This is a genomic window from Domibacillus sp. PGB-M46 (assembly GCF_022668875.1).
In the GTDB taxonomy this organism is placed as follows: Bacteria; Bacillota; Bacilli; order Bacillales; family Domibacillaceae; genus Domibacillus.
In genome coordinates, this window is record NZ_JAKGCR010000017.1 from 52,456 (window position 1) to 74,599 (window position 22,144).

A 22,144-nucleotide genomic window follows, 5' to 3' on the forward strand; every position below is an offset into this window, starting at 1 on the left:
TTTATAAAGCAAAACGGAGCTGATCAGTAAGGATTAGCTCTTTGTTTTATAGCCCCCCAAGTTTAGAAAGGAGCCGCAGGTGATTATTCTTGTTTGTCCGTACCTGTCTTTCTAAGATTATGGAAAACAAATAGAAAGGCTGACAGCATTTTTACAATTCAATAACAATAACCAAACCCCCTCGGCATAGAGGAGGCTTTTAATGTACATTTTAACGTTCTAAGAAAATACGTACTTAAATAAATGTGTCTTCCCCTAAAATTTCAGGAATTTGAAGCATTTCGAATATAAACTGAACATCCTCATTCACTTGAGAAATAGTGACTTTAACTCCTTTTGCTTTCAAAGATTGAACGATAGTTAACAGTAAACCCATTCCCGATGAATCGACAAATGGCACGTTTTCAAAATTAATATTCACTAGCTTGTAATTCTCTATAGCAGGCAGTAATTCTTCTTCCACTACTTCAGTGGAATCAATATCTAAATCACCATTGAACAACACAATAAGATTCTCATCTGCCGTCTCTTTCAGTAAAAAATCAATCACGCAGTTCCCTCCATGTTATTCAAATGAAATTTTCTCATTCTTGTCTAAATAGGCAATAATATGCTTCCTTGTTTCTATAAAATTGTACTGGGCATTTCCTATTTTTATCGATGTTCCGTCCATTGCTGTATCAATATAAATTTTCTGGTCTCTCGGCACACTTATTAAGGTAGGCGTTCGGCTCTCAGACCCTGCTTCGTTAACTTTTGCACCTAATTGGCCAAATACTTCTCCTCCTCGCAATGCACCCTTAATATTCAATTTACCGCCAGCAACTATTTTTGTATTGACACTTCCCTGTTCCGTTACTTTTACATCACCGCTGCAATATAAACGACTGTTTAATGCATTTGGGATAACGATATAAGAGTTAGGCTCTACAGGCATTTGGCTTAATTCATGCAGCTCTTGTAATTTCTTTGACAATTCCATAATCCATTCAATTGAGATCACTTCTTTAGATAACGATAAAAAAAGCTTTGATAATGATGCCGCTGTTTCCATCCATATTTTATCCGTTAAATAGTTTTCTCCCTTTTTGACTGTCTTTACATATTGTTTAATCAAAGCAGGAAATGTGCTAAACTTTTTTTCTAATAGTAATTTTATTAATGGCTGCAATCCATTTCTAGAAAGATCATTCGCTTTAAATCCAGGCGATGACATTAGCTGCTTCATTATTTGAATGATGCGTATTAAATCTTTATTAATAGGCTCTAATAAATTTCCGACTTCTGCAACAACTATATTATTTTTTCCAGCTGTTATCTCCGAGCTAACAATGTTCCCACTGACAACGACTGCCCCGGATGCAGTTAGAGAAGCCATATTTACAGATTTATGCACAACAATATTTCCTTCAGCTTCTACTTTCATACGCTCGCATACTTCTCCTGTAATCTCCACATCACCCATAAAACGTATATTTCCAGAAGAAAGATCTACATTTCCTTGATGTATTAATTTTGGCATTACAGAAAATTTTACAATATTCCCCCTTTCTTCAAAGTATGGACGTCCTGATTTAATAGCAATGATTTTATTATCAACTACGGTAATTCCTCGTCCTATTTTTACAAAGACATGAGCTGCTTGTTTTGGAGGAATAGGTTCATTGGTTACGGTTCTTCCTGGCTTTCCTGGAATGGGAGGGTGTAATATGGCAATGACTGTACCAACTTCTACATTTGGAATGGTTTTAAATTCCCGATAATCCACCCGGCCATCTTCATTTTCTTTTAACTTGTTCTCTGTTTTAGTATTAATTTTAAGCTCGATGTATCCGTCTTTTCCGGGTATTGCCTCTATTCCTGAGGCAATGGTAAAAACCACTGGCTCAGATGCTTCTGTTGCTTTTATAATTTCACCTTGATGAAAACCATGTTTAACCCCCAAATCTGCTAATTTATTCACAACATCTTCGTAAGATAACGTATTTTGCACTTCTTTTCTTTCTTCAATCACTAGATCAATGTGCTGGGCTGGCTCAGTATCACACAAGGATCGGGTAATTTTATAACCAGGTTCAATATGAAGCTCTACATGTAATTTTTGTGGATCCATTACTAGTTCCCAACTAGTTTCTTTTTCTTCACTTTCCAACTGTATTTTATACTCATCTTTTTCAGTCATGACAAAGGTGCGTTCTTGAATTATCTGGTTGTTTCTATACACTTTCACTCCATCCGGTATTGTGACCATGGGAAAACGTGTAGGAGAACACTCGCACAATAGCACTCCATTTTTTACCCAGGCATTGCCTGTCAGACTTTCCGATTGAGGTTTCGTCCACTCGTCTTGTTTTAATTCGTTTTCTTGTTCTACTGTAAGAAACTCAGGCATGCTTTTTGAATCTGGAATGTTATCAATCCAGTCATTGATTACTTCAAATGGATCAACATCTATTTGATTTTCTTCACTTTCTTGTTTCTGAATAGGTTTTTGTTCTAATTTTGTAAGCTTCACAATTGCGGCTTTTGATTTCATTTTAAAAAAACTTTTAGATTCCTGCTGAATAATTTCAATATTAACTTCGTCTTTCGAAACTTCCAGTAAGTTAAGACCTGTCTCTATGGCTTCTTGAATTGTTTTCCCTTTTGAAACAATACTTTGCATCGACTTTCCCCCCCTACTTCATTACTGGAGAATTTAAACTGGATATTTCCGCTTCCTGTTCACCAATCTTTAATAAAACCATTGTAATATCATCTCTTTGAGGAGCACCTTCAGTGAAATCTTCAATCGATGCTAAAATATTTTTTTCAATCTCGCTTACACTATTTTGCTTGTTTTCCAATAGAGCAGCAATAAGACGGTGCAATTTATACTGTTCACTGCTATTATTTTGTGCTTCGATAATGCCATCTGTATAAAAGAAAATGATATCTTGTTTGTCTAGGTGGACCGTCTGATTATGATATACCTGGTTGGGCAATCCCCCTACCATGATTCCTTTAACTCTCGGCAATTCCTCGACTACTTTTTCTTTTCCTTTAATATAAAGCGGCAAAGTGTGGCCCGCATTTGCATAGGTGAGTTCATAAGTTTTAGGATCCCAGTCCGCACATATTAATGTTACAAAGGATTTAAGCGTCCTCAAATCATCGTAAAGCGCCTGGTTCATGGATTTCAACGTATCAGCTGGACTTTTAGTCGTTTCCGCCGCACTTCGAAAAGCGCCTCTTGTTAAAATCATCAGCATAGCAGCGGGAATGCCTTTTCCCATTACATCACCGACCACAATTCGAATTTTTCCATTTACCAGTGGATAAAAATCAAAGTAATCTCCGCCAATAAGACGGGCAGGAATAGAAGAACCGGAAACTTCTCCACCTTCAAAAACAGGTGTTTTCCCATTTAAAAGCTGCAATTGAATATTTCTTGCCAATTTGATTTCCCGCTTTAGCGTTTTATCTAAAACAGTTGGGTCATGGCTATTCTGATGTATAAATGTCGCGCTATCTTTATACATCAGATAACCTCCCCGTCAAACGCTTCTAAGATATCGTACAGCCCTACTGTTTCAAATACTTCATTTGTTATTTCATCAATACCCTGAAGCTTAAGTTTGAAATTCTTTTCTTTGGATAAATAAATGGCATTCATTATAGAGCCAATTCCTGTAGAATCTATAAACTCAAGACTTGAGAAATCTATTAAAACAGTTTCTACATTGCCTATATCCTCCATATAAAGGTCAATAATATTAGTGGTAGTAATATCAATAAGTCCTTTAATTTTAAGAATTGCCGTAACATTTTGTACTTCTTTTTCAATAGTGAGCATTTTTAAACCTCCTTAAAGCTTAAATTTGCTGATATGCTTGAGTAAGATATTAGAGATGGCAGAAAGCTCGCTTGATTGTTCATGAAGAGACTGCATTAAATCCGATAACGTAATGGTTGCATTCGTTACAGCTGCAGTACGGTCCGTTGCGACCTTTTTCATCCTCTCGACATTCTCTATAACGGACGAGTTTTCTTTAGTTGGTTCTAAAGCATTTAATACATCATTTAAAAATTCCGTAATTTCATACAATTGCTCTCTTGATTTCATTGTCGCTTCTGTTGATACTGCATACATTTTATCCAAAGACTGCGCCGTTTCCATTTCCAAAATCATAGAAAGCCGCTGTGTTTTTTTTGCTTGTTCCTGGGTGTCTGTGACAAGCTGGTTTAACTTTTCTACCATTCTATTGGTTGTTTTTGATAACGTATCCAGCTCACTTCCATCGTTCACTTTACTTTTTGCTGTAAGATTGCCTTCTTCTAAAAGATTAATCTGTCTCATGATTTTTAGTATATTTCCATAGATTCTATTGAAAAATTTCACAATAAGTAGAAACAATGATAATAACGAAATTAATCCAGTTAAAATTAGAATAATTGAATGTTTGTAGATAGGAGCACTCATTTCTTCATAATCCAGCGCAATATAAATCACTTTATTTTCATTTACTGGCAAGAACGTTTTATATACTTTTTTGCCGTTGTTTTTTTGAATGTACGTCACAACTTTTTTACTTTTTGTTGAGTTTATTAGCGTTTCTACATCCTTTTTTGTTTCATATTCAAACTTTCCATGTACAATTTTATTCAAAGGTGGGTATATTTTTTCTGCTAAGCTTGGATCTTTATAAACTCTGTTATCTAGCACGGCAATTTCTTCTACAAACGGATTATCTTTTCTTGAGGCTTTTATCCAAGCGTCAGGCCCTGTCGCGTTTGTGAATTTATATACCTCATTTGCTTCTATATACGGGTTAATGATATAGTCTGTCCCTTTCACGTGGTAATATGCATATTTGAAAAATACGGATTCCTCTTCATTTGATGCAGATTGAGAGATCGGAATAATAAATAGATTGTTTGTCATGTATGAATAATATCCATCATTTGTCGGTGGCTTATCCTTCAGCATATCATCCATATTGCTGTACCCGTCTTCGCTAAACTCTTTTAAACTAAACCCTATTTCATTTCTATCACTTGATTTTGTTCCAATGATATCAGTTTTATCCTCTGTTCTTGCGAATAAAGTAATGCCTGCAAGTCCTAATTCGTTTCTTATGCTGATTAGTTCTTCAGTTGTGATTTCGTCAATGGTTTGATTCTTTATCAAATCGGCAATATGCACTGCATAAGATTCCATTTTTAAATCTATTTGTTTTTCTATATTTAAGGCCGCTAAGTTAGTTGAAGTTATTCCCTGTTCTATACTTTTAGCAATTAAATCGGCTTCTTTATTGACGCTTTTTTGTACTTGTTCCTGAATTAAATAAATTTGAAATACGCCGGAGACAAGCGATATGACTAAAAGAATAATAAAAGCTTTGACAATAAACTGTGTTTTTAATGATGCAGGTCTCATTGCTCTGCCTCCGAAGCCCCGCTGTTAGCTGCCAGCTTCTTTAGCTTTAATTTATCTATTTTTCCTTGGTTCATCGGCAATTCTTCTAATTGATAAATTTCATCGGGTACCTTATATCTCGCTATCTCCCTTTTACATAAATTGTATAATTCTGTATGTGGAACCAGCACTTCTCCTGTAATAAATGCCACTACTTTTTCTCCTAAAATTGGATGTGGTACGCCTACTATACTCACACTTTTTACGTGTTTATGTTTAGCCAACACCTTTTCCACTTCACCTGGTATTACTTGCTGTCCACCCTTTTTAATCATGTCTTTCTTTCTTCCAATCAGTTGTATGTTTCCATTTTCCAGCCTGGTTCCTAAATCCCCTGTATAATACCAACCTTTTTCTAATACTTCCTTTGTCAAATCTGATCTTTTATAATATCCATTCAATACAGCGGGAGATTTAAAAACTAATTCATCATCGTGCCCTATTCTCGCCTCTATACCGTCCACTAAATCCCATCCGGATTTATACAATTCTTTCATATCCTTTTTTACCAGTAAAATTCCTTGCTCAGATATTCCGTAACACGCCGTCAACATGCAATGCTCCATTCCTTTTAATGACTCAATAAAAGCAGGCGTGACCGGCTCTCCAGAGATCATAATTCTATCAAGTCTTTCTAAAACGTCTCTATTTCCCTGCTGTAAAAATAAATTCAATGAATTGTACGCGGAAGGTGTAGCTACTATTTTGTTGCAATGGTGATTCCTCAAATAATTGATAATTTTAAAAACATCAAAACTCTCTGGAAAGATTATCTTTGTCCCATTCTTTAAACTTGTAAGTAACCAGGCAATCCCGTAAGGCGAATTTAAAGGGAAAGTAGAAAATATCGCATCCTCCTCAGATAATTTAAACTCTTTTTCAATCTGGTTTATCCAGCTTTTCCATGAGTTCATATTGATCATAATTCCCTTTGGAGCGCCGGTGCTTCCAGACGAGCATCCTATCACGTCAATTTTTTCCTTATCCTGCTCGTATTTTTCTCCATTACTTTTATTTAATTTCCATTGATTATTTTCTTGGAAATAAAAATTCACTTGTTTTCCTTCTTTGTCGACCCATCTTTTCACTAATTGTATTTGTTCTGTATGATCGTTATTTTGAGCTGTAAATATAAAATGAGGTTTGGTTAGTTCTAGTACGGATGTTAAATCATGATTTTTAAATTGATGACTTATGGGTACTATTGTCCCACCTAGTTTGTTTATTGCAATAAATAATGCTGTATAAGTAAATACTGACGGGATAATTAAGGCGGCTCTGTAGCCAGTTAAATCCCCATATTCGCTTAACATTGATTTATATTTTTTTATTTCCTTTTTTAGTTCCCCATACGTGTAAGAATTTGTTAACGTAGACAAAGCGGTTTTGTGACTAGCTTTTTCCTTCTCGACTACCAGGTTATCAGTCCTATTAAAAATGATGTCATAAAAAGTTTCCATTTCCCTTACTCCCTTGTAAAAGCAGTAAACATGCTTCCCACAGATACCAAGTCATCATTACTTTGTATTTTACTTATGTCTATGCCAAATCTAGTTTGAATTTCAATTACTAAATTCACCATTTGAAGTGAATCGATTTCCAAATCTTCTTTAAAAGAAGAGTGTTCCTGAATTTCGTTTAAGGGCAGTTTGGAAATCTCCGAAATTACATGTTTTAAATTGTCAAACGTCATGAGGATCAGCACCTTTCTGTAGCCAATCTGCTATTATTTCTCTTATTTCCGGCAGTGAATTATTGCAACAATGGCCTTCCTGTTCATATACTTTTAAACAACTACTTCTAGGGAGCTTCTTATATAAATTATCAATATCCTGCCCAGCCACCATTACATCTTTTTTGCCATGTACTAAAAAAACTGGGTTTAAAAAATGCAGGTGATCAAAGGAAGGAAGCATATTCTTTTCTCCCATTTCCAAAATATATTCTGTCCGTTCAATGAAATATTCCGGCATCTGTATTTCTTGATTTAAAAAGGCAGGTGAGACAGCTGCAGCTTTGGTCACTTTAGGATTACAGCTTCCATAGATAGCCCAAGAAGCGCCCGAACTCGTACCAAATAAGTACAGTGGCACACGTGGAAATTGAGCATGTGTATAATCGATTAATGCATCAATAAACCTTCCCCATCGCTCCGTTGAACCTCTTATCTCATAGTCTGTGTATGTTTGACCTTGCCCAGGTCCGTCAAAGCTGACTGTGATAAAATTATGTTTTAGAAAATCCAGTTCATATGTGAAGAGTTCCTCTTTTGCTGAGTCAATTGGGTTAATAATGATTACAATCCCAGCTGGGCTATGTGGAATTCGCAGTCTGCCTGAATATTTTTCTCTTTCGATCGAAAGTTGAACGTGCTTGGTTTTAAATTGTGAAAGGTGGTCAGCCTGAAAAAAAGCATGTAAACTTTTATGCAGACACACGCTTTTTTCTTCATTCCTTTCGGGTATCAACCAATACATTAACTGATAGTGAAGTCCTGCCAGCTGAAAACAATGCTCTGCTTCTTGCCTGCAGTCTGTTTCCTTTGCTAATGAAATCGATTGCGCTGCCAGTTCACTCCAGCCTTCCATCCATATGTCTTTAGTTAAGAAAGATTTACGCATGCTATTTACATGAGCTTCTTTTAAACCATGGGCTTTCCATCTATCCCAAAACCCATCTATTAAAGAAGCCGTTATAAGAGTTTTATCAATTGTTGATAAATATTTTCTTTTATCATCCTGTTGCATTTAATTCACCTCCTTTATTTTTGTTCATATCAAATGTCAAAATGATTGTTGATCCTTTGGAAGACGTATACAATAAGATACGTTTTGACATTTTCATCATGAGAGTAAAGCCTTGTCCAAGAGATTGTTTTGTGGAAAATCCAGCTAATAAAGTGGTTCTGGGTAAGTCTTCCAAAGAAAACCCTGGACCATTATCCTCAACTATAAATCGGATCTCATGATTTTTTTCATCCTTGATCAGCGTCATTTTTCCTTCTTCAGCATGCTTGATTGTATTCGTGATAGCTTCTGACAAAACCAGCAGCAAGCTCATAATAGAAGATGTGCCTAAATTTTGTAATTCAAGGCTTGCTTTGGCTAGATTACGGCACACAGGAATATCAGAACGGGCCTTAATTGTTCCTTCACAAAAGACAATTCCTTTTCGATAACTATCTGCTTCCTCTTTGGAAATAAGCAAAAACTTCTCCTGGGTCGCTGCGTAAATAACATCCCTGTATATAAGCCATTTCTCATCCATCTGCGAACTTACATTCACTTTATTTTCTTGAACAGATTTTTCGTAAGAGAGAGCGAACAAATCCGTTTTATGCATTTCATAAGCTTTTAGCAATATATTTTGAATATCAGGACTTACATCCATGTTTTTTATTTCGGCTGGAATGTTTTCCTCTAATTTATTCCACTTAAGCATTTGTTCACTTAAATAAATAAGGTATTCATTTTGGTTTTCTTTATCTGAATCAGCAAAGGAGAGTCGTGAGAATGATAGATAAAATAATATGGCTGTCTCGTCTGAATGCAAACCTATATACTGGCCTAGTTTTCTTGCAAGAAATCCTCTTTTTGTCATATAGTCCAAGTCTGAATAGGACATTTGTAAAGGAAAAGACGGAGCACCAATAATCGTTTCCCTGGAAGAATCTTTAAAAACTTTATTAATAAACCGCCTCAAATCACAGCCTCCTTTTACACAATTCCCAAAGGAGGCATAATAGTCAATTTGTCTATATATGCACCGGAAGGTTGATTAATTAAGTTCATTAAATGCTGCGCGACTATTTTTTTGGGGGGGATATTTGATAAATTCGGTTTCGGATTAATTTGATCCCAAAAACTGCTGCTGAAAGCTCCAGGTAACACAGCTGTCACCTGAACGCCTTTTGTTCGGAGTTTAAACTGCAGCACCTTTATTAAACCAATTGGGCCGAATTTGGAAGCAAAATACCCTCCTCCACCAGCTAATGCAGTTGTACCTGCTATAGAAATTAAATTTATAGTATGCCCCTGTTGCTTCTTTTCCATGTGCCGTCCAAAGCATTTACAGTTTAAATATGTTCCCCGTAAGTTAACCGCGATCATTTGGTCAAAATCTTCTGTTGAAGAATCTATTATGCTTGTAGATGTACCAGTACCTGCAGAATTAATTAACACATCAATCGTGCCGAAATGAGCCATAGCTTGTTTACAAAATGCTTCAACGGAACCTTCACTGGTTAAACCTACTGGCAGTTCTAGTGAATGTTCTTTTCTATTTACTTTGCTGCTTCGGCTTTCGAGCACAACATTAGCTCCGTTCTCTAAAAGCAATTCAGCTGTTTCTTTGCCAATTCCTTTACTTGAGCCGGTAATAACGATAGTTTTTCCTTTTAATGATGGATTCAAAATCATTCCCTACTCCTTATCAGGTCCGTAGTATTCAAAATAATTCTTTTCTGTTTCATACAGTCCGATTTTATAAAGGTTACTAAGTTTTGGTACTAACAGATCCCAGGCTACAACCGCCATGTTTTCTGATGTAGGATTTAACTCTTTAAATTCTTCTGTATCTAAATTTAAATGTTTATGATCAAATTTTTTCACAATCTCTTGGTCTACAATACTGTCTAATTCGGCAAGATCGGCAATCATTCCCGTAACCGGATCCGGAGTGCCTCTGACTGTGACCTCTAAATAATAGTTATGTCCATGGCCATATGGATTATTGCATTTACCAAAAATTCCTTTATTTTCATCATCGGTTAATAGATTGCTGTGTAATCGGTGCGCCGTGCAAAAATGATACTTTCTCGTTAATCGAACCACTTCTTCATCCTCCTTTTCCGAATATAAATATTCATTTTCATACAATCTAATTTTGTGAAGGCGGCAGCCTGCTATTTTCCCATCTATTGACTTCCATATATAATTCGCTATATTTTCTGTAGTTGAAATTTTTTCTTTAAAATATTCGTTTTCTTTATTCAAAAATTTCCCGTCTAATTCTTTTTCTACAAAGGATTTAACAACTTTATCAATATCCATAATATTTACAACAATGCCGGATTTTTTATCAATTGTTCCTTTTACCATGACTTCAAGTCGGTAATCGTGTCCATGACCATTTGGATTGCTGCATAGACCAAAGACAGCTCTGTTTTTTTCCTCGGTCCATTCGTTAATTCGGTAAGAATGAACAGCAGAAAAGTACATTTTTCTTGAAAGATATAGCATACTGGATGTCCCCTTCCTATTCACTTCTTAAAAGAGCCTGCTCAAACTCCCGAACGAGCGATGTATTTTCTTTAAATACGCCTTTTTTAATTGTTGTAACAGTGGAACTGCCTGGTTTTTTTACTCCCCGCGCGCACATGCAAAGATGCTGGCCTTCAATACTGACAATAACCCCTTCCGGCTGAAGTACATTCATTACTGCTTCTGCAATTTGCTGTGTCATTCTTTCTTGAACCTGTGGTCTTTTAGACGTCAATTCTACAAGTCGGGCAAATTTACTTAGTCCGACAACCTGACCATTTGGAATGTATGCAATATGCGCTTTTCCGAAGAAAGGAACCAAATGATGCTCACAAAACGTATAATAGGTAATATCTTTTACTACAACCATTCCTTCATACTGTTCCTCAAATGTTGTTGTTAAAGCTAATTCAGGTGCAATCCCTACCCCTGAAAATACTTCCTCCAGCATTTTTGCTACCCTTTTTGGCGTTTCCCTGAGTCCTTCACGATCTGTATCTTCACCTATTAACTCTAAAATTGAGTGAATATGATCTTCTACCAATTGTTTGTTCAGGCCAATTGTCATGAAATTCTCTCCTTAATATTTTTTAAATACAAAAAAAGCCCGCCAAAAGAATGGCAGGCATATTCGAAAAAGGGATTATTTGTTATATTTTAAAATAATCCCTTTTTCAAATTATCCAATTCTTTCGGTAACCCGGCGATCATAGCTTTTTAAAACCTTAGACCCGTAGCTTTGCGTCCTTACCTTTCGATAAGTTTGCCATTATCGTAGAACTATTGTTATAGGTATTTAATAATATATTCCTTATGTGGTGATTATATATTTATTTGGATATTTTTTCAACATTATATAAAAATAATTATCTTTTTTAATTTCATTTACAGATAATTACTATGTTAAACCGAGTATCTTTGTCTAGTAATACATTCTATATTCGCTCTTGAAAATTTTTTTTGCTTTGCTCAAGGCCTCATCTCAGTGTTTCAAATGATGCCGATAACATCCAATCCTAGTCTCCGCACCCAATTCTATTTGGGCATTATTGAAATAAAGGGCTCCTAAAATGAGCCATACTTTTACTTGACAATAAAATGAAAAAAAAAGTAAGGAAACAAAAAAGTTATTATGACCGTCCTTTATCAAATAACGATTTTCCACGTGCGTAACGACGCTCTACGCTGATTCGACTTCTATTAAGTTTTTTGCCAATCTCATCAAAACTCCATCCATCTTCTCTCCACTTTAAAAGGAGTTCAACTTCTTTTGTTGTCCAGCGTGTATAAGTCTTTATTGTTTTACCTGCAGGAGTATTGCGAGCTTCCTCTACCCAGTCCGGCTCAGGAGGCAGGGCATGTTTTTCAATGAGACTGAAATCGATTTTCTGCTGATTGTGTTTTGCCCAGTTCCAAAAAGAATGGACATCAATAAGGTGAAATTTTCGTTCGCAGCATGTTATACGTGATATGGCTTCCAGTCCATAAAACTGAACCCAATTGTATACGGTTTTTCTGTCCACATTCAAGGCTTTAGCCAGCTCACTCCCGGTTAAAAGACCTGTAGCGTGTTTAGTATTCCCGAGACCCATTCTCTTTAATTTCAATGATACTGCTGTCTCACTTCGATCAAGTTGTCTGGCGATGGCAGATAAGGAGCAGTTGCCCACACGTTTTTGTAGAAAATAAAGGTCTTTTTCTGTCCACCTTTTTCCCATGTTTACCGTTCTCCCCTTTTACATTCGTAAATAGGCTGGAGGCAGCTTGCTGCTTGTTGAGGATTTGCCGGTACAGCATTCAGAAAAGAGAAAAGGGGATCGTCTTCTCTATATTTCCTCAATAAACGAAATACATTGGGTTCAGGTTCTTTTAGCAATGTCATACATTTAATAAAAGGCAGCCCTTTTTCTTGGTCATTTTCCCTTTTGAAAGAGTGTAAGAATCGTACAAATACTAAAGTTGAATCAAAATCATCTAGATAGTTTTGCAACCATAAAAAAGACTTTCCGGTATTCCATTTTAATTCAGTTATTTCTCCTCGCATTTTCCAATCCCACCTTAAGTAGTTATTGGTCCAAATACGGAGTTAGAAACTCTTATTTGGCAACCCGGCTGTCATAATCCTTAAGGATCGTAGACCCGTGGCTTTGCGTCCTTCCCTTTCGAAAAGTTTGCCTTTATCATTACCAATCAATTAAATTGTGTCGAAGTATTTCCAGTCAGTGTTTTTTTATTTGTCTCACTCTATCGAGTCAGTCCCTATTAATAATTACGGGCCTCTTTCTTATTTATTTATAGCTATTAATATAATATATAATCATAAAAAGTTCTCGTTTCGAGAACCTTTCTACATAGAATAGTGCGGAGGACACCCCTGTACTCCCTTGCAAAAGATTCTTTTGATTATGATGTGTATGGAAACACCGACGACATGACGACTTTTACAAGAGCCCATACAGATACCAAATGGGATCTATATTTTTATTTAGAAAAAAGAGATTTCTCGAGACTAATTAATATTTAAAAGGTTTTTTATTAAATAGATTATTTGGTGTTTCAGAAATAAGTAACTGGTTAAGTGGTAAGATAACTTCCACAACGGTCCCTTTATTTACAATACTTTCTAAATGGAGATTTCCGCCATGTTCTTCGATAATTTTGTGGCTGATCATTAAGCCTAATCCAGTGCCTTTTTCTTTTAAGCCGTAAAATGGTTCACCTATACTTTTCATCCGGTCTTCAGAAATACCATGGCCTTGATCAATAAACCTAAACTTGATATGGTCTGGTCCGTGCCTTACTGTTTGAATTTTAATAATTCCGCCATTAGACGTGGCTTCCACAGCGTTTTGAAGAATATGAATAAAAACCCGTTTGATCTGCTGTCCATCACAATAGAGATCTGGCAGCTCGGCATCTGTCTTCTTTACAATTTGAATACTTTTCAGTGCAGCTTGTGTACTGGCTAATGTCATAACATGATCTAAAAGCATGTTTATATCAATTGAAGCTACTTTGCTTACTTGCGGCTTAACAAATGCCAAAAATTCATCAACAACTTTTTCTACATTGCTGATTTCAGACAACATAATATCTGTATAGCCTGGATCATCTAATTCATCCCGCATTAATTGAAGAAAACCTTTTAGTGAAGTAAGAGGAGTCCTTATTTCGTGTGCAACGCCTGCTGCCAACTGGCCAGCAACAGCCAGCTTTTCTGTTCTTCGTATAAATTCCTCTGTCTTTTTCCGTTCCGAAATGTCTCTTGCTACCACAATAATACGTTCTATTTCTCCATTTTCACCAAGTACAGGCGTTTTCTTTGAATCCACGTACACCCAATCGCCATTCGCATGTTTCATTCGGAATTCGAATTGGCTTGGTTTTTGGGTAGAGATCATGTGAAGAAATTCTCTTTGACTGTCAGAAATATCATCAGGATGAACCCTGTCAAAAATCGATTTCCCTTCGTAAAACTCTGGCGGGTATCCCAATACCGTTTCATGTGAAGGGGAAGCATAGAGAATGGTTCCGTCCACATCCAAAACTCTTATTAAATCCTCCATATTATCTGTAATCAGACGATAATTGGCTTCACTCCGTTTTAGGGCTTCTTCAACCTGCTTTCTTTCGGTAATATCAATACAAGAGCCAATAACCTCCACCACTTGTCCGCTTCTTCGGATAGGACGCAGAGAGGCGGCATAATAGACGCCATTTATAATTCCTTCGTATGTTGCATGCTCCTGGCCATTCCATGCCCGCTGGTAATGTTCATTTTTTTGCTCTGCCGCTTCGGAAGGCAGAAAATCGCTCAGTTTCTTCCCGACAACTTGTTCAGGCAGTAAGCCTAGTCGATACAATAGCTCGCCATCACACAATGTATGAATAAATAAACCATCTTCTTCAACAAACTTAAAAATCATCCCTTGCTGCTGACGAACCGTATCCAATAACTCTTGGCGGGCCGTTTCTAACGCTTCTTCCATCCACATTTGATCAGATAATGCTGTTGGAATGCCATTTTGCGGGATAATTTGCTCGATTTTACCGATTTTTTGTGCAAATTCTGCTGCTGGCACCGGTTTGCTGAACAAATATCCCTGACCTTCATTACAAAGATGACGCTGAAGGAAAGCCAGCTGATCTTTTGATTCAACTCCTTCAGCCACAACCTTCATTTTTAACTGATGAGCCATCGTGATAATAGTTTTTGTAATAGCCGCATCATTTGAATCTGCTGTACAGTTACGAATGAATGACTGGTCAATTTTCAATTTATCGATGGGAAGTGCTTTTAAGTAATGAAGGGAGCTATAACCTGTCCCAAAGTCATCCATACTGATTTGGACACCGATCTTTTTTAGTTCCTCTAAAATTTTAAGCCCCTGCTGCATGTCCATTAACATGCTTTCTGTAATCTCAAGCTCAAGATACTGAGGAGAAAGGTCCGTCTCTTTTAAGATCCGCCTCACTATTCCAACTAAATCAGGCTTATACAGCTGGCGGACAGAGAGATTGACCGAAATGACCATAGGAGGCAGTCCCGCTTCCTGCCAGGCCTTATTTTGTGCACATGCAGTGTACAAAATCCATTCACCAATAGGGATAATAAGCCCTGTTTCTTCTGCAAGAGGAATAAACGCCGCTGGGGAAACCAGCCCTTTTTCGGGATGCTGCCAGCGTAATAGTGCTTCTGCTCCAGCCACTTTACCTGAAGACAAATCCACCTTAGGCTGATAATGTAAAAGCAGCTCCTCTTGTTCCAGTGCTTTTCGAAGATCAGTTTCTATCTCCCACTTTTCATACGTATGTTCTGCTATATCAGCATCATAAAACTGATAATGGTTTTTTCCATTCCGCTTTACTTGATGCAGGGCCGAATCAGCCTTTTTTATTAAGGTATCGACATCTTTTCCATCATGCGGATAAAAGCTTATGCCAATGCTTGGCGTTGAATACAGCTCATACTGGTCGACCTGAAAAGGCTTTGTAAAGCTGGCCAAAATACGTTCCGCCACTGCAGACACTTCTTGTCGATTCATATTACAAAGAGAAATAAGAAATTCATCACTGCCGTTTCGCGCCAAATCCTCCTCGGTATCCATACAGTTTTTTAGCCTCTCTGACACTTTCTGTATTAAGCGGTCACCTGTTTCCTGCCCCAGCGAATCATTAATGAACTTAAAGCGGTCTAGATCAATCATAAGAACAGCTAAACCCTTGGTCGTTTCTTGTAACAAATGATTTTTTAAACGGGTATAAAATTGATACCGATTAGACAATCCCGTTAAGGCATCGTGATAAGCCAGGTATTCAATCTTTTCCTCTGCTTTTTTCCGGGCAGTGATATCAAAAAGGGTTCCTGTTATAGCAGGCTTCCCTTTGTAGGTTGTTTTAGATCCAAGCACCTCCAAATGAAGAAGTGTTTGATCTTTTTTTATAGCCCGATATTGATAATGGACATTTGAAAATCCTTCTTCCAGCCTCTTTCCTAGATTCTGATTGACGATTATTCGATCTTCCGTATGGATAAAATTCATAACGTTCGATCCGATGAGTTCTTCCTTTGTGTAACCCAGCATTTCAGCCATTTTCTGATTAACGTACATAATGACTTCATCTTGGATAATATAAATACCCACTACAGATTCCTCTGCCAGGCTTCGATAGTGAGACTCAGCTTCTGTTAAAGCTGCCTGTGTTTGATTAAGTACAGTAATGTCTTTATGAATCCCATACACGCCAACAATTTGATCATTAATAATTATAGGTATATTTGTAACCCTTATTTCAAAGATGTCACCGCTTTTACTAAATATAGCAGTCTCATAGGTTATTGATTTTCCCTCTGCAGCTATTTGGAAATGCTCTAAAGTCTTTTGTAGCCGGCCTGGCACAATATAAGGAATAAAAGATTGATGGAGCATTTCTTCTGAGGTATATCCATAAAGCTCTATCGTTTTATTTATATCTAAAAAGTTTCCTTCCAAGTCAAACGTTATCACTAAATCTGGATTCTGTTGATAAAGAGACTGGTAATACTGCTCATTTTTTTTAAAATCCAACAGTTTCTCTGCCCATTTTTTTTGAATACGGGCCTGAAGGAAAATAATAGTGAACAGAATCAAAATTACAACACCAAGACCAATCATGAGTTCCATATTGCCCCCCAAAAATTAAAATATATTTTCTGCTAGTTCATATTTTAAAACATTAAAAAGACTAAACGGATACCGATTAGCCTTTTTTAATATCTTCGGTAACTGGCTGGCATAATCTTTCGATGTTAGCCCCTATAGTTTTGCGTCTTTATCTTTCGATAAATTTACCATTATTACTTTTTATTCAATACATCACTTGGCCGCATCACTGCTCATTTTAAAACTAGGAAGTGTTACATCTACATATATTAAGGTCACTTTTTCTTCATCCCTCTTAAGATAACAGCACAACCTATGATGTGAGGTTTTCATTTTTAATTTCTAATTTCAGTAAATGGTATTATATACCTACAATACAATAGTTTATATATAAAATCGACATATTTTTCATATATTTTTGATAACTAATCACTAACGTAGTTTTTAGTGCTTGCAACTGAATTCTTAATTGAACCCTTACCTGGTAAGAAACCAAAAAGATACTGACTTATGTTATAGGATTCATAAGTATTTTTGACTTTATTAAAGGTTTGATTTCCTCCATGGAGATAACCTTTGTCAGTTCAAAGGCTTGTCTGTAAATTCGTCCTTTTCCGATCTGGCCACCTGGTTCTAAAAAGATACAATTTAAACGATATTTTGCACCCTAAATACATGCAAAAACTTTTCAGAAATTTATTTAACAATAACCGAGATTAATTAATCTTATCTCATCTTTTGACCGCTACTGTTAGGTTATGAGTACTCAAGAAAGAAAAAAGGCCCGTGATTACGCGCGGGAACTGACCCCTCCCTCATAATCATAAGCCTCTTGTTTAATATTTTATTAATAAACTGTATAATTATAAAAAGTTCTCACTTCGAGAACTCTCTTAGGAGGGATAATATGGATGCCCCCATGTACTGCCTTGCACAAGATTCTTTTGATTATTATGTGTATGGAAACACAGACGACGTGATGATTTTCATAGGAGCCAGTCCAGATATTAAATGGACTTTGTATTTTTATTCAGACAAAAAAGATTTAATAGAAGCTTTAATAAATATCAATAAAAAAAGATCAACGATCATAATGAGTTTATTGTGAATGGTAAAGCTAAAAGAAACATCAAAATCCGGCTGCAGTATGATCCTTGGAATTAGTTTAAGCTCAAAAGGTTTTCGGAGATTTATGTCTCAGAGGTAAGAGACTGGTTAAGCGGTAAAATAACTTCCACGATTGTTCCCTGACCAGGAAAACTTTCCAAATAAATACTTCCGCCATGTTCCTGAACAATTTTGTGGCTAACTACTAAACCTAATCCCGTTCCTTTTTCGTTTAGGCTGTAAAATGGCTCACCTATACTTTTCATTCGATCTTCAGAAATGCCGCGCCCTCGATCGATAAACCTAAACTCAATACTGTTTAATCCACCCTGCATGGCCTGGATTTTAAGGATCCCCCCATTTGAAGTAGCTTCCATCGCATTTTGAAGAATATGAATAAAAGCCCGCTTAATTTGAGGATAGTCACCATAAAAAGAGGGCAGCCCAGACTCTACCTCCTGTACAATTTGAATATTTTTTGGAGTAGTTTGTGTGCTCATTAATGTCCTGACATCTTCTAAAAGAACATTTGGATCGATGGAGGATCTTTTACTTGTCTGCGTCTTCGCAAGGGACAAAAACTCTTTTACTACTTTTTCCACATCATTGATTTCAGATAACATAATATCGGTATAGGCGGGGTTGTCTAATCCATCCTGCATTAATTGAAGAAAACCTTTTACCGAAGTAAGAGGATTCCTTATTTCGTGTGCAACGCCTGCGGCCAGTTGGCCGACCACAGATAGTTTTTCCGTTTTCCGTATAAATTCTTCTGTTTTTTTCCGCTCCGAAATGTCTCTTGCCACAACAATACAGTGTTCTACTTCACCATTCTCGCCAAGTACGGGGGTTACTTTTGATTCCACATGTACCCACTTACCATTTGCATGTTTCATCCGGTACTCGAATTGGCTTGATTTGTGAGTGGATTTCATATAAGAATATTGCTTTTGACCACAGACAATATCATCGGGATGAATCATATCAAAAATTGATTCCCCTTCATACACCTCTGGTGGATACCCTAATATCGTTTTATGGGAAGGAGAAGCATATTTAACAAGGCCATTTATATCTAAAACCCTTATTAAATCAAGCGTATTTTCTGTGATAAGACGATAATTCGCTTCACTCACCTTCAAAGCTTCCTCAGCCTGCTTTCTTTCGGTAATGTCAATACAGGAACCAATAACCTCTACTACTTGTCCGCCTCTTCGAACAGGACGTAAGGAGGCAGTATAATAAATGCCGTTTACAACTCCTTCGTACGTTACATCCGCCTCGCCATTCCATGCCCGCTGGTAATGTTTGTTTATTTCCTCTGCTTTTTCAGAAGGCAGAAAACCACTCAGTTTCTTTCCAATAATTTGTTCAGGAAGAAGCCCCATTCGATACAGCAGCTCGCCATCACATAGGGTATGAATAAAGGAGCCATCCTTTTCAACAAACTTAAAAATCATCCCTTGCTGCTGTCTGACCGTATCCAATAACTCCTGTTGGCTCTTTTCTAACACTTCTTCCATCCACATTTGTTTGGATAATTCTTTTGGAACCCCGTTTTGAGGAATGACCTGTTCAATTTCATCTATTTTTTGTTCTAATTCTGCCGCAGGGACCGGTTTGCTGAACAAATACCCCTGGGCCTCATTACAAAGATTTCGCTGGAGAAAAACCAGATGATCTTTTGTTTCAACCCCCTCAGCAATAACGTCAATTTTTAACTGATGGGCCACTGCAATAATAGCTTTGACAATGGCTGCATCACTCGAATCTGCTGTACAATTGCGGACGAACGACTGGTCAATTTTCAATTTATCAATTGGGAGTTCTTTTAGATAATGGAGAGAGCTGTATCCTGTTCCAAAGTCATCCATACTAACCTGAACACCGATCTCTTTTAATTTCTCTAGAATTTTAAGCCCCTGCTGAATATCCATTAGCATACTTTCTGTAATCTCGAGCTCCAGATATTCGGGTGAAAGCCCCGTTTCTTTTAAAACCGCCTGAACCATTTCAATCAAACCAGGCTGGTAAAGCTGGCGGACGGAAAGGTTGACCGCCGTAACCATTGGGGGCAGTCCTGCTTCCTGCCAGGCTTTATTTTGTGCACATGCGGTGTGTAAAGCCCACTCACCAATCGGGATAATAAGTCCTGTCTCTTCCGCAAGAGGAATAAACTCGGATGGCGGGATTAATCCCTTTTCAGGATGCTGCCAGCGTATCAATGCTTCTACACCACTGATTTTGCCTGAAGACAGATCAAGTTTTGGCTGATAATATAAAAGCAATTCTTCCTGCTCTAGTGCCGTACGCAGATCCATTTCTACTTCCCATTTTTCATAAGAGTGTTCGATTTGATTTGACCGATAAAGCTGATAATTGTTTTTCCCTTTTCGTTTTGCTTGATGCATCGCTGAATCGGCCTTTTTTATCAATGTCTCAACATCTTTTCCATCTCTTGGGTAAAAGCTGACCCCCATACTAGGGGTTATATAAAGTTCATACTGGTCTAGATGGAAAGGCTCCGCAAAGCAGTCAAGAATACGCTGCGCAGCAGCAGACGCTTCTTGATGATTCATGTCCGGCAGAGAAACAAGAAACTCATCTCCGCTATTTCTAGCCACGTTATCTTTGTTCTCGACACATGTATGTAACCTTCTTGCCGCTTCCTGTAATAAGCGATCTCCTATTTCATGCCCCAATGAATCATTAATTTGATTAAAGCGGTCTAAATCAAGGAATAGAACAGCCACACTTTTCGTATTCTCTTTAGACAAAATATTCTCCAGGCGGGTATAGAATTGATACCGATTGACTAAACCCGTTAAGGCATCATGATAAGCCATATATTGAATCGTTTCTTCCGCCTTTTTTCGCGCTGTAATATCCATAACTGTTCCCGTAACGGCAGGCTTTCCCTTGTAAATGGTTTTAGATCCAAGCACCTCTATATGGGCAATTGTTTGATCTTTTTTTACAGCCCTGTATTGGTAATAAACATTTGAGAAGCCGTCTTCCAGCCGATTTTCTATATTATTCCTTACTAGGCTTTGGTCATCTGGATAAATGAAATCCGTCACATTTCTGCCGATTATTTGTTCTTTGCTATAACCCAGCATTTCTGCCAGTTTTCGATTAATATATACGAAAACGCCATTCTGAATAATATAAATACCAGCTAAAGATTCCTCCGCCAAACTCCGATAGTGGGACTCAGCTTCTTCTAAAGCTGCCCGTGTTTGATTCAGCACAGTAATATCTTTAAGAATCCCATACACACCAATCACTTGATTGTTAACGATAATAGGTATATTCGTCACATTTAAGTCGAAGATATCACCATTCTTGCCGTATATAGCCGTCTCGTAGGTTATGGATTTTCCCTTGCTGGCTGTTCGGAAATGTTCTAAAGTCTCTTTTAGCTGACTCGGCACAACTAAAGGGACAAAGGATTGATGCAGGACTTCTTCCGGTGTATAGCCATAGTACTCTATGTTTTTATTTGTGCTTAAAAAGTTCCCCTCTAGATCAAACGTTATAACTAAATCCGGATTCTTTTGATAAAGAGACTGGTAATACTGCTCGTTTTTTTTAAAATCCAAGAAGTTCCCTGGCCATTGTTTCTTGGTACGGACCTGGAGAAAAATAAGAATCAATAAAATCAATATTGCTACACCCAGGCCAATCAAGAGTTCCATATTGCACCTCCAAAAATAATAAAGATATGTTGCAGCTTGTTCATACATCAGGATACCGAAAAAGACTAATCAGATACCGATTAGTCTTTTGTATATCACCGGTAACTGGCTGGCATAATCTTTCGATCTTAGCCCCTATAGTTTTGCGTCTTTACCTTTCGATAAATTTGCCATTATCACTTTTTATTCAATTAACCGCTTGTCCGCGCTGCTATTCATTCTGGAAACATACATTGAATGAAAACACACACTCCTGTAAAGTTTTCTGTAAAATGGCTGTTCATTTTAAAATAGAAAATGTTCCATCTATCCATGTTAAAGGCCTATTTTCTTCCGCTTCTTAAAATAGAAGCAAAATCCTTAATGTAACATCACTTTTTTATTGCCAGTTTATAAAATGGTATTATATACCTATATTAAAGTAACTTATATATAAAATCTATATATTTTTCTACAATTAGTCACTAAGGAGTTTTT

At 37.0% G+C, this 22,144-nt stretch carries 17 protein-coding genes and 4 riboswitches; of the genes, 1 reads left to right on the forward strand and 16 read right to left on the reverse strand.

Annotation, left to right across the window (positions count from 1 at the left end; translation table 11 throughout):
• Nucleotides 1-235: 235 nt before the first annotated feature.
• The 15 genes from L2D08_RS16955 to L2D08_RS17025 all read right to left on the reverse strand — a co-directional run bounded on the left by L2D08_RS16955 (nucleotide 236) and on the right by L2D08_RS17025 (nucleotide 16,883).
• Nucleotides 236-550: an STAS domain-containing protein gene (locus L2D08_RS16955; RefSeq protein WP_309241395.1), complete on the reverse strand. Its 315-nt coding sequence runs from the start codon at nucleotides 548-550 to the stop codon at nucleotides 236-238.
• A gap of 15 nt (nucleotides 551-565) precedes the next feature.
• Nucleotides 566-2,665 (reverse strand): FapA family protein, encoded by a 2,100-nt coding sequence (locus L2D08_RS16960; protein WP_242235481.1) that lies wholly within the window; start codon nucleotides 2,663-2,665, stop codon nucleotides 566-568.
• A 13-nt stretch (nucleotides 2,666-2,678) separates the two neighbouring features.
• Nucleotides 2,679-3,521: a PP2C family protein-serine/threonine phosphatase gene (locus L2D08_RS16965; RefSeq protein WP_242235483.1), complete on the reverse strand. Its 843-nt coding sequence runs from the start codon at nucleotides 3,519-3,521 to the stop codon at nucleotides 2,679-2,681.
• Complete coding sequence (locus L2D08_RS16970) at nucleotides 3,521-3,835, reverse strand: STAS domain-containing protein (RefSeq protein WP_242235485.1); 315 nt, start codon at nucleotides 3,833-3,835, stop codon at nucleotides 3,521-3,523. Before L2D08_RS16970 ends, L2D08_RS16965 begins: the two co-directional genes overlap by 1 nt.
• Before the next feature lie 12 nt (nucleotides 3,836-3,847).
• The gene (locus L2D08_RS16975; protein ID WP_242235487.1) at nucleotides 3,848-5,419 is read right to left on the reverse strand and encodes a methyl-accepting chemotaxis protein; all 1,572 of its coding nucleotides are present in this window, start codon (nucleotides 5,417-5,419) and stop codon (nucleotides 3,848-3,850) included.
• Complete coding sequence (locus L2D08_RS16980) at nucleotides 5,416-6,918, reverse strand: class I adenylate-forming enzyme family protein (protein ID WP_242235488.1); 1,503 nt, start codon at nucleotides 6,916-6,918, stop codon at nucleotides 5,416-5,418. Before L2D08_RS16980 ends, L2D08_RS16975 begins: the two co-directional genes overlap by 4 nt.
• Before the next feature lie 5 nt (nucleotides 6,919-6,923).
• Nucleotides 6,924-7,151 carry an acyl carrier protein gene (locus L2D08_RS16985; RefSeq protein ID WP_242235489.1) on the reverse strand — a complete coding sequence of 76 codons (228 nt, stop codon included), beginning with the start codon at nucleotides 7,149-7,151 and terminating at the stop codon, nucleotides 6,924-6,926.
• Nucleotides 7,141-8,205 (reverse strand): alpha/beta hydrolase, encoded by a 1,065-nt coding sequence (locus L2D08_RS16990; RefSeq protein ID WP_242235490.1) that lies wholly within the window; start codon nucleotides 8,203-8,205, stop codon nucleotides 7,141-7,143. Before L2D08_RS16990 ends, L2D08_RS16985 begins: the two co-directional genes overlap by 11 nt.
• Nucleotides 8,192-9,160, reverse strand: coding sequence for an ATP-binding protein (locus L2D08_RS16995; protein WP_242235492.1), 969 nt, complete (start codon nucleotides 9,158-9,160; stop codon nucleotides 8,192-8,194). Before L2D08_RS16995 ends, L2D08_RS16990 begins: the two co-directional genes overlap by 14 nt.
• A gap of 14 nt (nucleotides 9,161-9,174) precedes the next feature.
• Nucleotides 9,175-9,876 carry an SDR family oxidoreductase gene (locus L2D08_RS17000; RefSeq protein WP_242235494.1) on the reverse strand — a complete coding sequence of 234 codons (702 nt, stop codon included), beginning with the start codon at nucleotides 9,874-9,876 and terminating at the stop codon, nucleotides 9,175-9,177.
• A gap of 3 nt (nucleotides 9,877-9,879) precedes the next feature.
• The gene (locus L2D08_RS17005; RefSeq protein WP_242235496.1) at nucleotides 9,880-10,698 is read right to left on the reverse strand and encodes a 6-carboxytetrahydropterin synthase; all 819 of its coding nucleotides are present in this window, start codon (nucleotides 10,696-10,698) and stop codon (nucleotides 9,880-9,882) included.
• 16 nt (nucleotides 10,699-10,714) lie between these two features.
• Nucleotides 10,715-11,287 (reverse strand): GTP cyclohydrolase I FolE, encoded by a 573-nt coding sequence (gene folE / locus L2D08_RS17010; RefSeq protein WP_242235497.1) that lies wholly within the window; start codon nucleotides 11,285-11,287, stop codon nucleotides 10,715-10,717.
• Between the two features lie 123 nt (nucleotides 11,288-11,410).
• Nucleotides 11,411-11,497, reverse strand: a riboswitch (cyclic di-GMP riboswitch).
• A gap of 352 nt (nucleotides 11,498-11,849) precedes the next feature.
• Nucleotides 11,850-12,437, reverse strand: coding sequence for a helix-turn-helix domain-containing protein (locus tag L2D08_RS17015; RefSeq protein WP_242235499.1), 588 nt, complete (start codon nucleotides 12,435-12,437; stop codon nucleotides 11,850-11,852).
• A 2-nt stretch (nucleotides 12,438-12,439) separates the two neighbouring features.
• Complete coding sequence (locus L2D08_RS17020) at nucleotides 12,440-12,763, reverse strand: hypothetical protein (protein ID WP_242235501.1); 324 nt, start codon at nucleotides 12,761-12,763, stop codon at nucleotides 12,440-12,442.
• A gap of 55 nt (nucleotides 12,764-12,818) precedes the next feature.
• Nucleotides 12,819-12,905, reverse strand: a riboswitch (cyclic di-GMP riboswitch).
• Between the two features lie 327 nt (nucleotides 12,906-13,232).
• Complete coding sequence (locus L2D08_RS17025) at nucleotides 13,233-16,883, reverse strand: PAS domain S-box protein (RefSeq protein WP_242235502.1); 3,651 nt, start codon at nucleotides 16,881-16,883, stop codon at nucleotides 13,233-13,235.
• Between the two features lie 94 nt (nucleotides 16,884-16,977).
• Nucleotides 16,978-17,062: riboswitch (cyclic di-GMP riboswitch) on the reverse strand.
• Between the two features lie 707 nt (nucleotides 17,063-17,769).
• Here L2D08_RS17025 and L2D08_RS17030 point away from each other — a divergent pair.
• Nucleotides 17,770-17,970: a hypothetical protein gene (locus L2D08_RS17030; protein WP_242235503.1), complete on the forward strand. Its 201-nt coding sequence runs from the start codon at nucleotides 17,770-17,772 to the stop codon at nucleotides 17,968-17,970.
• 82 nt (nucleotides 17,971-18,052) lie between these two features.
• Here L2D08_RS17030 and L2D08_RS17035 read toward each other — a convergent pair whose 3' ends face one another.
• Complete coding sequence (locus tag L2D08_RS17035; protein WP_242235504.1) at nucleotides 18,053-21,667, reverse strand: PAS domain S-box protein; 3,615 nt, start codon at nucleotides 21,665-21,667, stop codon at nucleotides 18,053-18,055.
• A 97-nt stretch (nucleotides 21,668-21,764) separates the two neighbouring features.
• A riboswitch (cyclic di-GMP riboswitch) is annotated at nucleotides 21,765-21,849 on the reverse strand.
• Between the last annotated feature and the right edge of the window lie 295 nt (nucleotides 21,850-22,144).

What these genes read in the sequence shown, in the direction of transcription:
- L2D08_RS17030 (WP_242235503.1), top strand. Translation starts at nt 17,770, where the DNA reads ATGGATGCCCCCATGTACTGCCTTGCACAAGATTCTTTTGATTATTAT.
- L2D08_RS17015 (WP_242235499.1), bottom strand. Translation starts at nt 12,437, where the DNA reads ATGGGAAAAAGGTGGACAGAAAAAGACCTTTATTTTCTACAAAAACGT.
- L2D08_RS16960 (WP_242235481.1), bottom strand. Translation starts at nt 2,665, where the DNA reads ATGCAAAGTATTGTTTCAAAAGGGAAAACAATTCAAGAAGCCATAGAG.
- L2D08_RS17005 (WP_242235496.1), bottom strand. Translation starts at nt 10,698, where the DNA reads ATGCTATATCTTTCAAGAAAAATGTACTTTTCTGCTGTTCATTCTTAC.
- L2D08_RS17025 (WP_242235502.1), bottom strand. Translation starts at nt 16,883, where the DNA reads ATGGAACTCATGATTGGTCTTGGTGTTGTAATTTTGATTCTGTTCACT.
- L2D08_RS17000 (WP_242235494.1), bottom strand. Translation starts at nt 9,876, where the DNA reads ATGATTTTGAATCCATCATTAAAAGGAAAAACTATCGTTATTACCGGC.
- folE (WP_242235497.1), bottom strand. Translation starts at nt 11,287, where the DNA reads ATGACAATTGGCCTGAACAAACAATTGGTAGAAGATCATATTCACTCA.
- L2D08_RS16965 (WP_242235483.1), bottom strand. Translation starts at nt 3,521, where the DNA reads ATGTATAAAGATAGCGCGACATTTATACATCAGAATAGCCATGACCCA.
- L2D08_RS17035 (WP_242235504.1), bottom strand. Translation starts at nt 21,667, where the DNA reads ATGGAACTCTTGATTGGCCTGGGTGTAGCAATATTGATTTTATTGATT.
- L2D08_RS16985 (WP_242235489.1), bottom strand. Translation starts at nt 7,151, where the DNA reads ATGACGTTTGACAATTTAAAACATGTAATTTCGGAGATTTCCAAACTG.
- L2D08_RS16980 (WP_242235488.1), bottom strand. Translation starts at nt 6,918, where the DNA reads ATGGAAACTTTTTATGACATCATTTTTAATAGGACTGATAACCTGGTA.
- L2D08_RS16990 (WP_242235490.1), bottom strand. Translation starts at nt 8,205, where the DNA reads ATGCAACAGGATGATAAAAGAAAATATTTATCAACAATTGATAAAACT.
- L2D08_RS16970 (WP_242235485.1), bottom strand. Translation starts at nt 3,835, where the DNA reads ATGCTCACTATTGAAAAAGAAGTACAAAATGTTACGGCAATTCTTAAA.
- L2D08_RS16975 (WP_242235487.1), bottom strand. Translation starts at nt 5,419, where the DNA reads ATGAGACCTGCATCATTAAAAACACAGTTTATTGTCAAAGCTTTTATT.
- L2D08_RS17020 (WP_242235501.1), bottom strand. Translation starts at nt 12,763, where the DNA reads ATGCGAGGAGAAATAACTGAATTAAAATGGAATACCGGAAAGTCTTTT.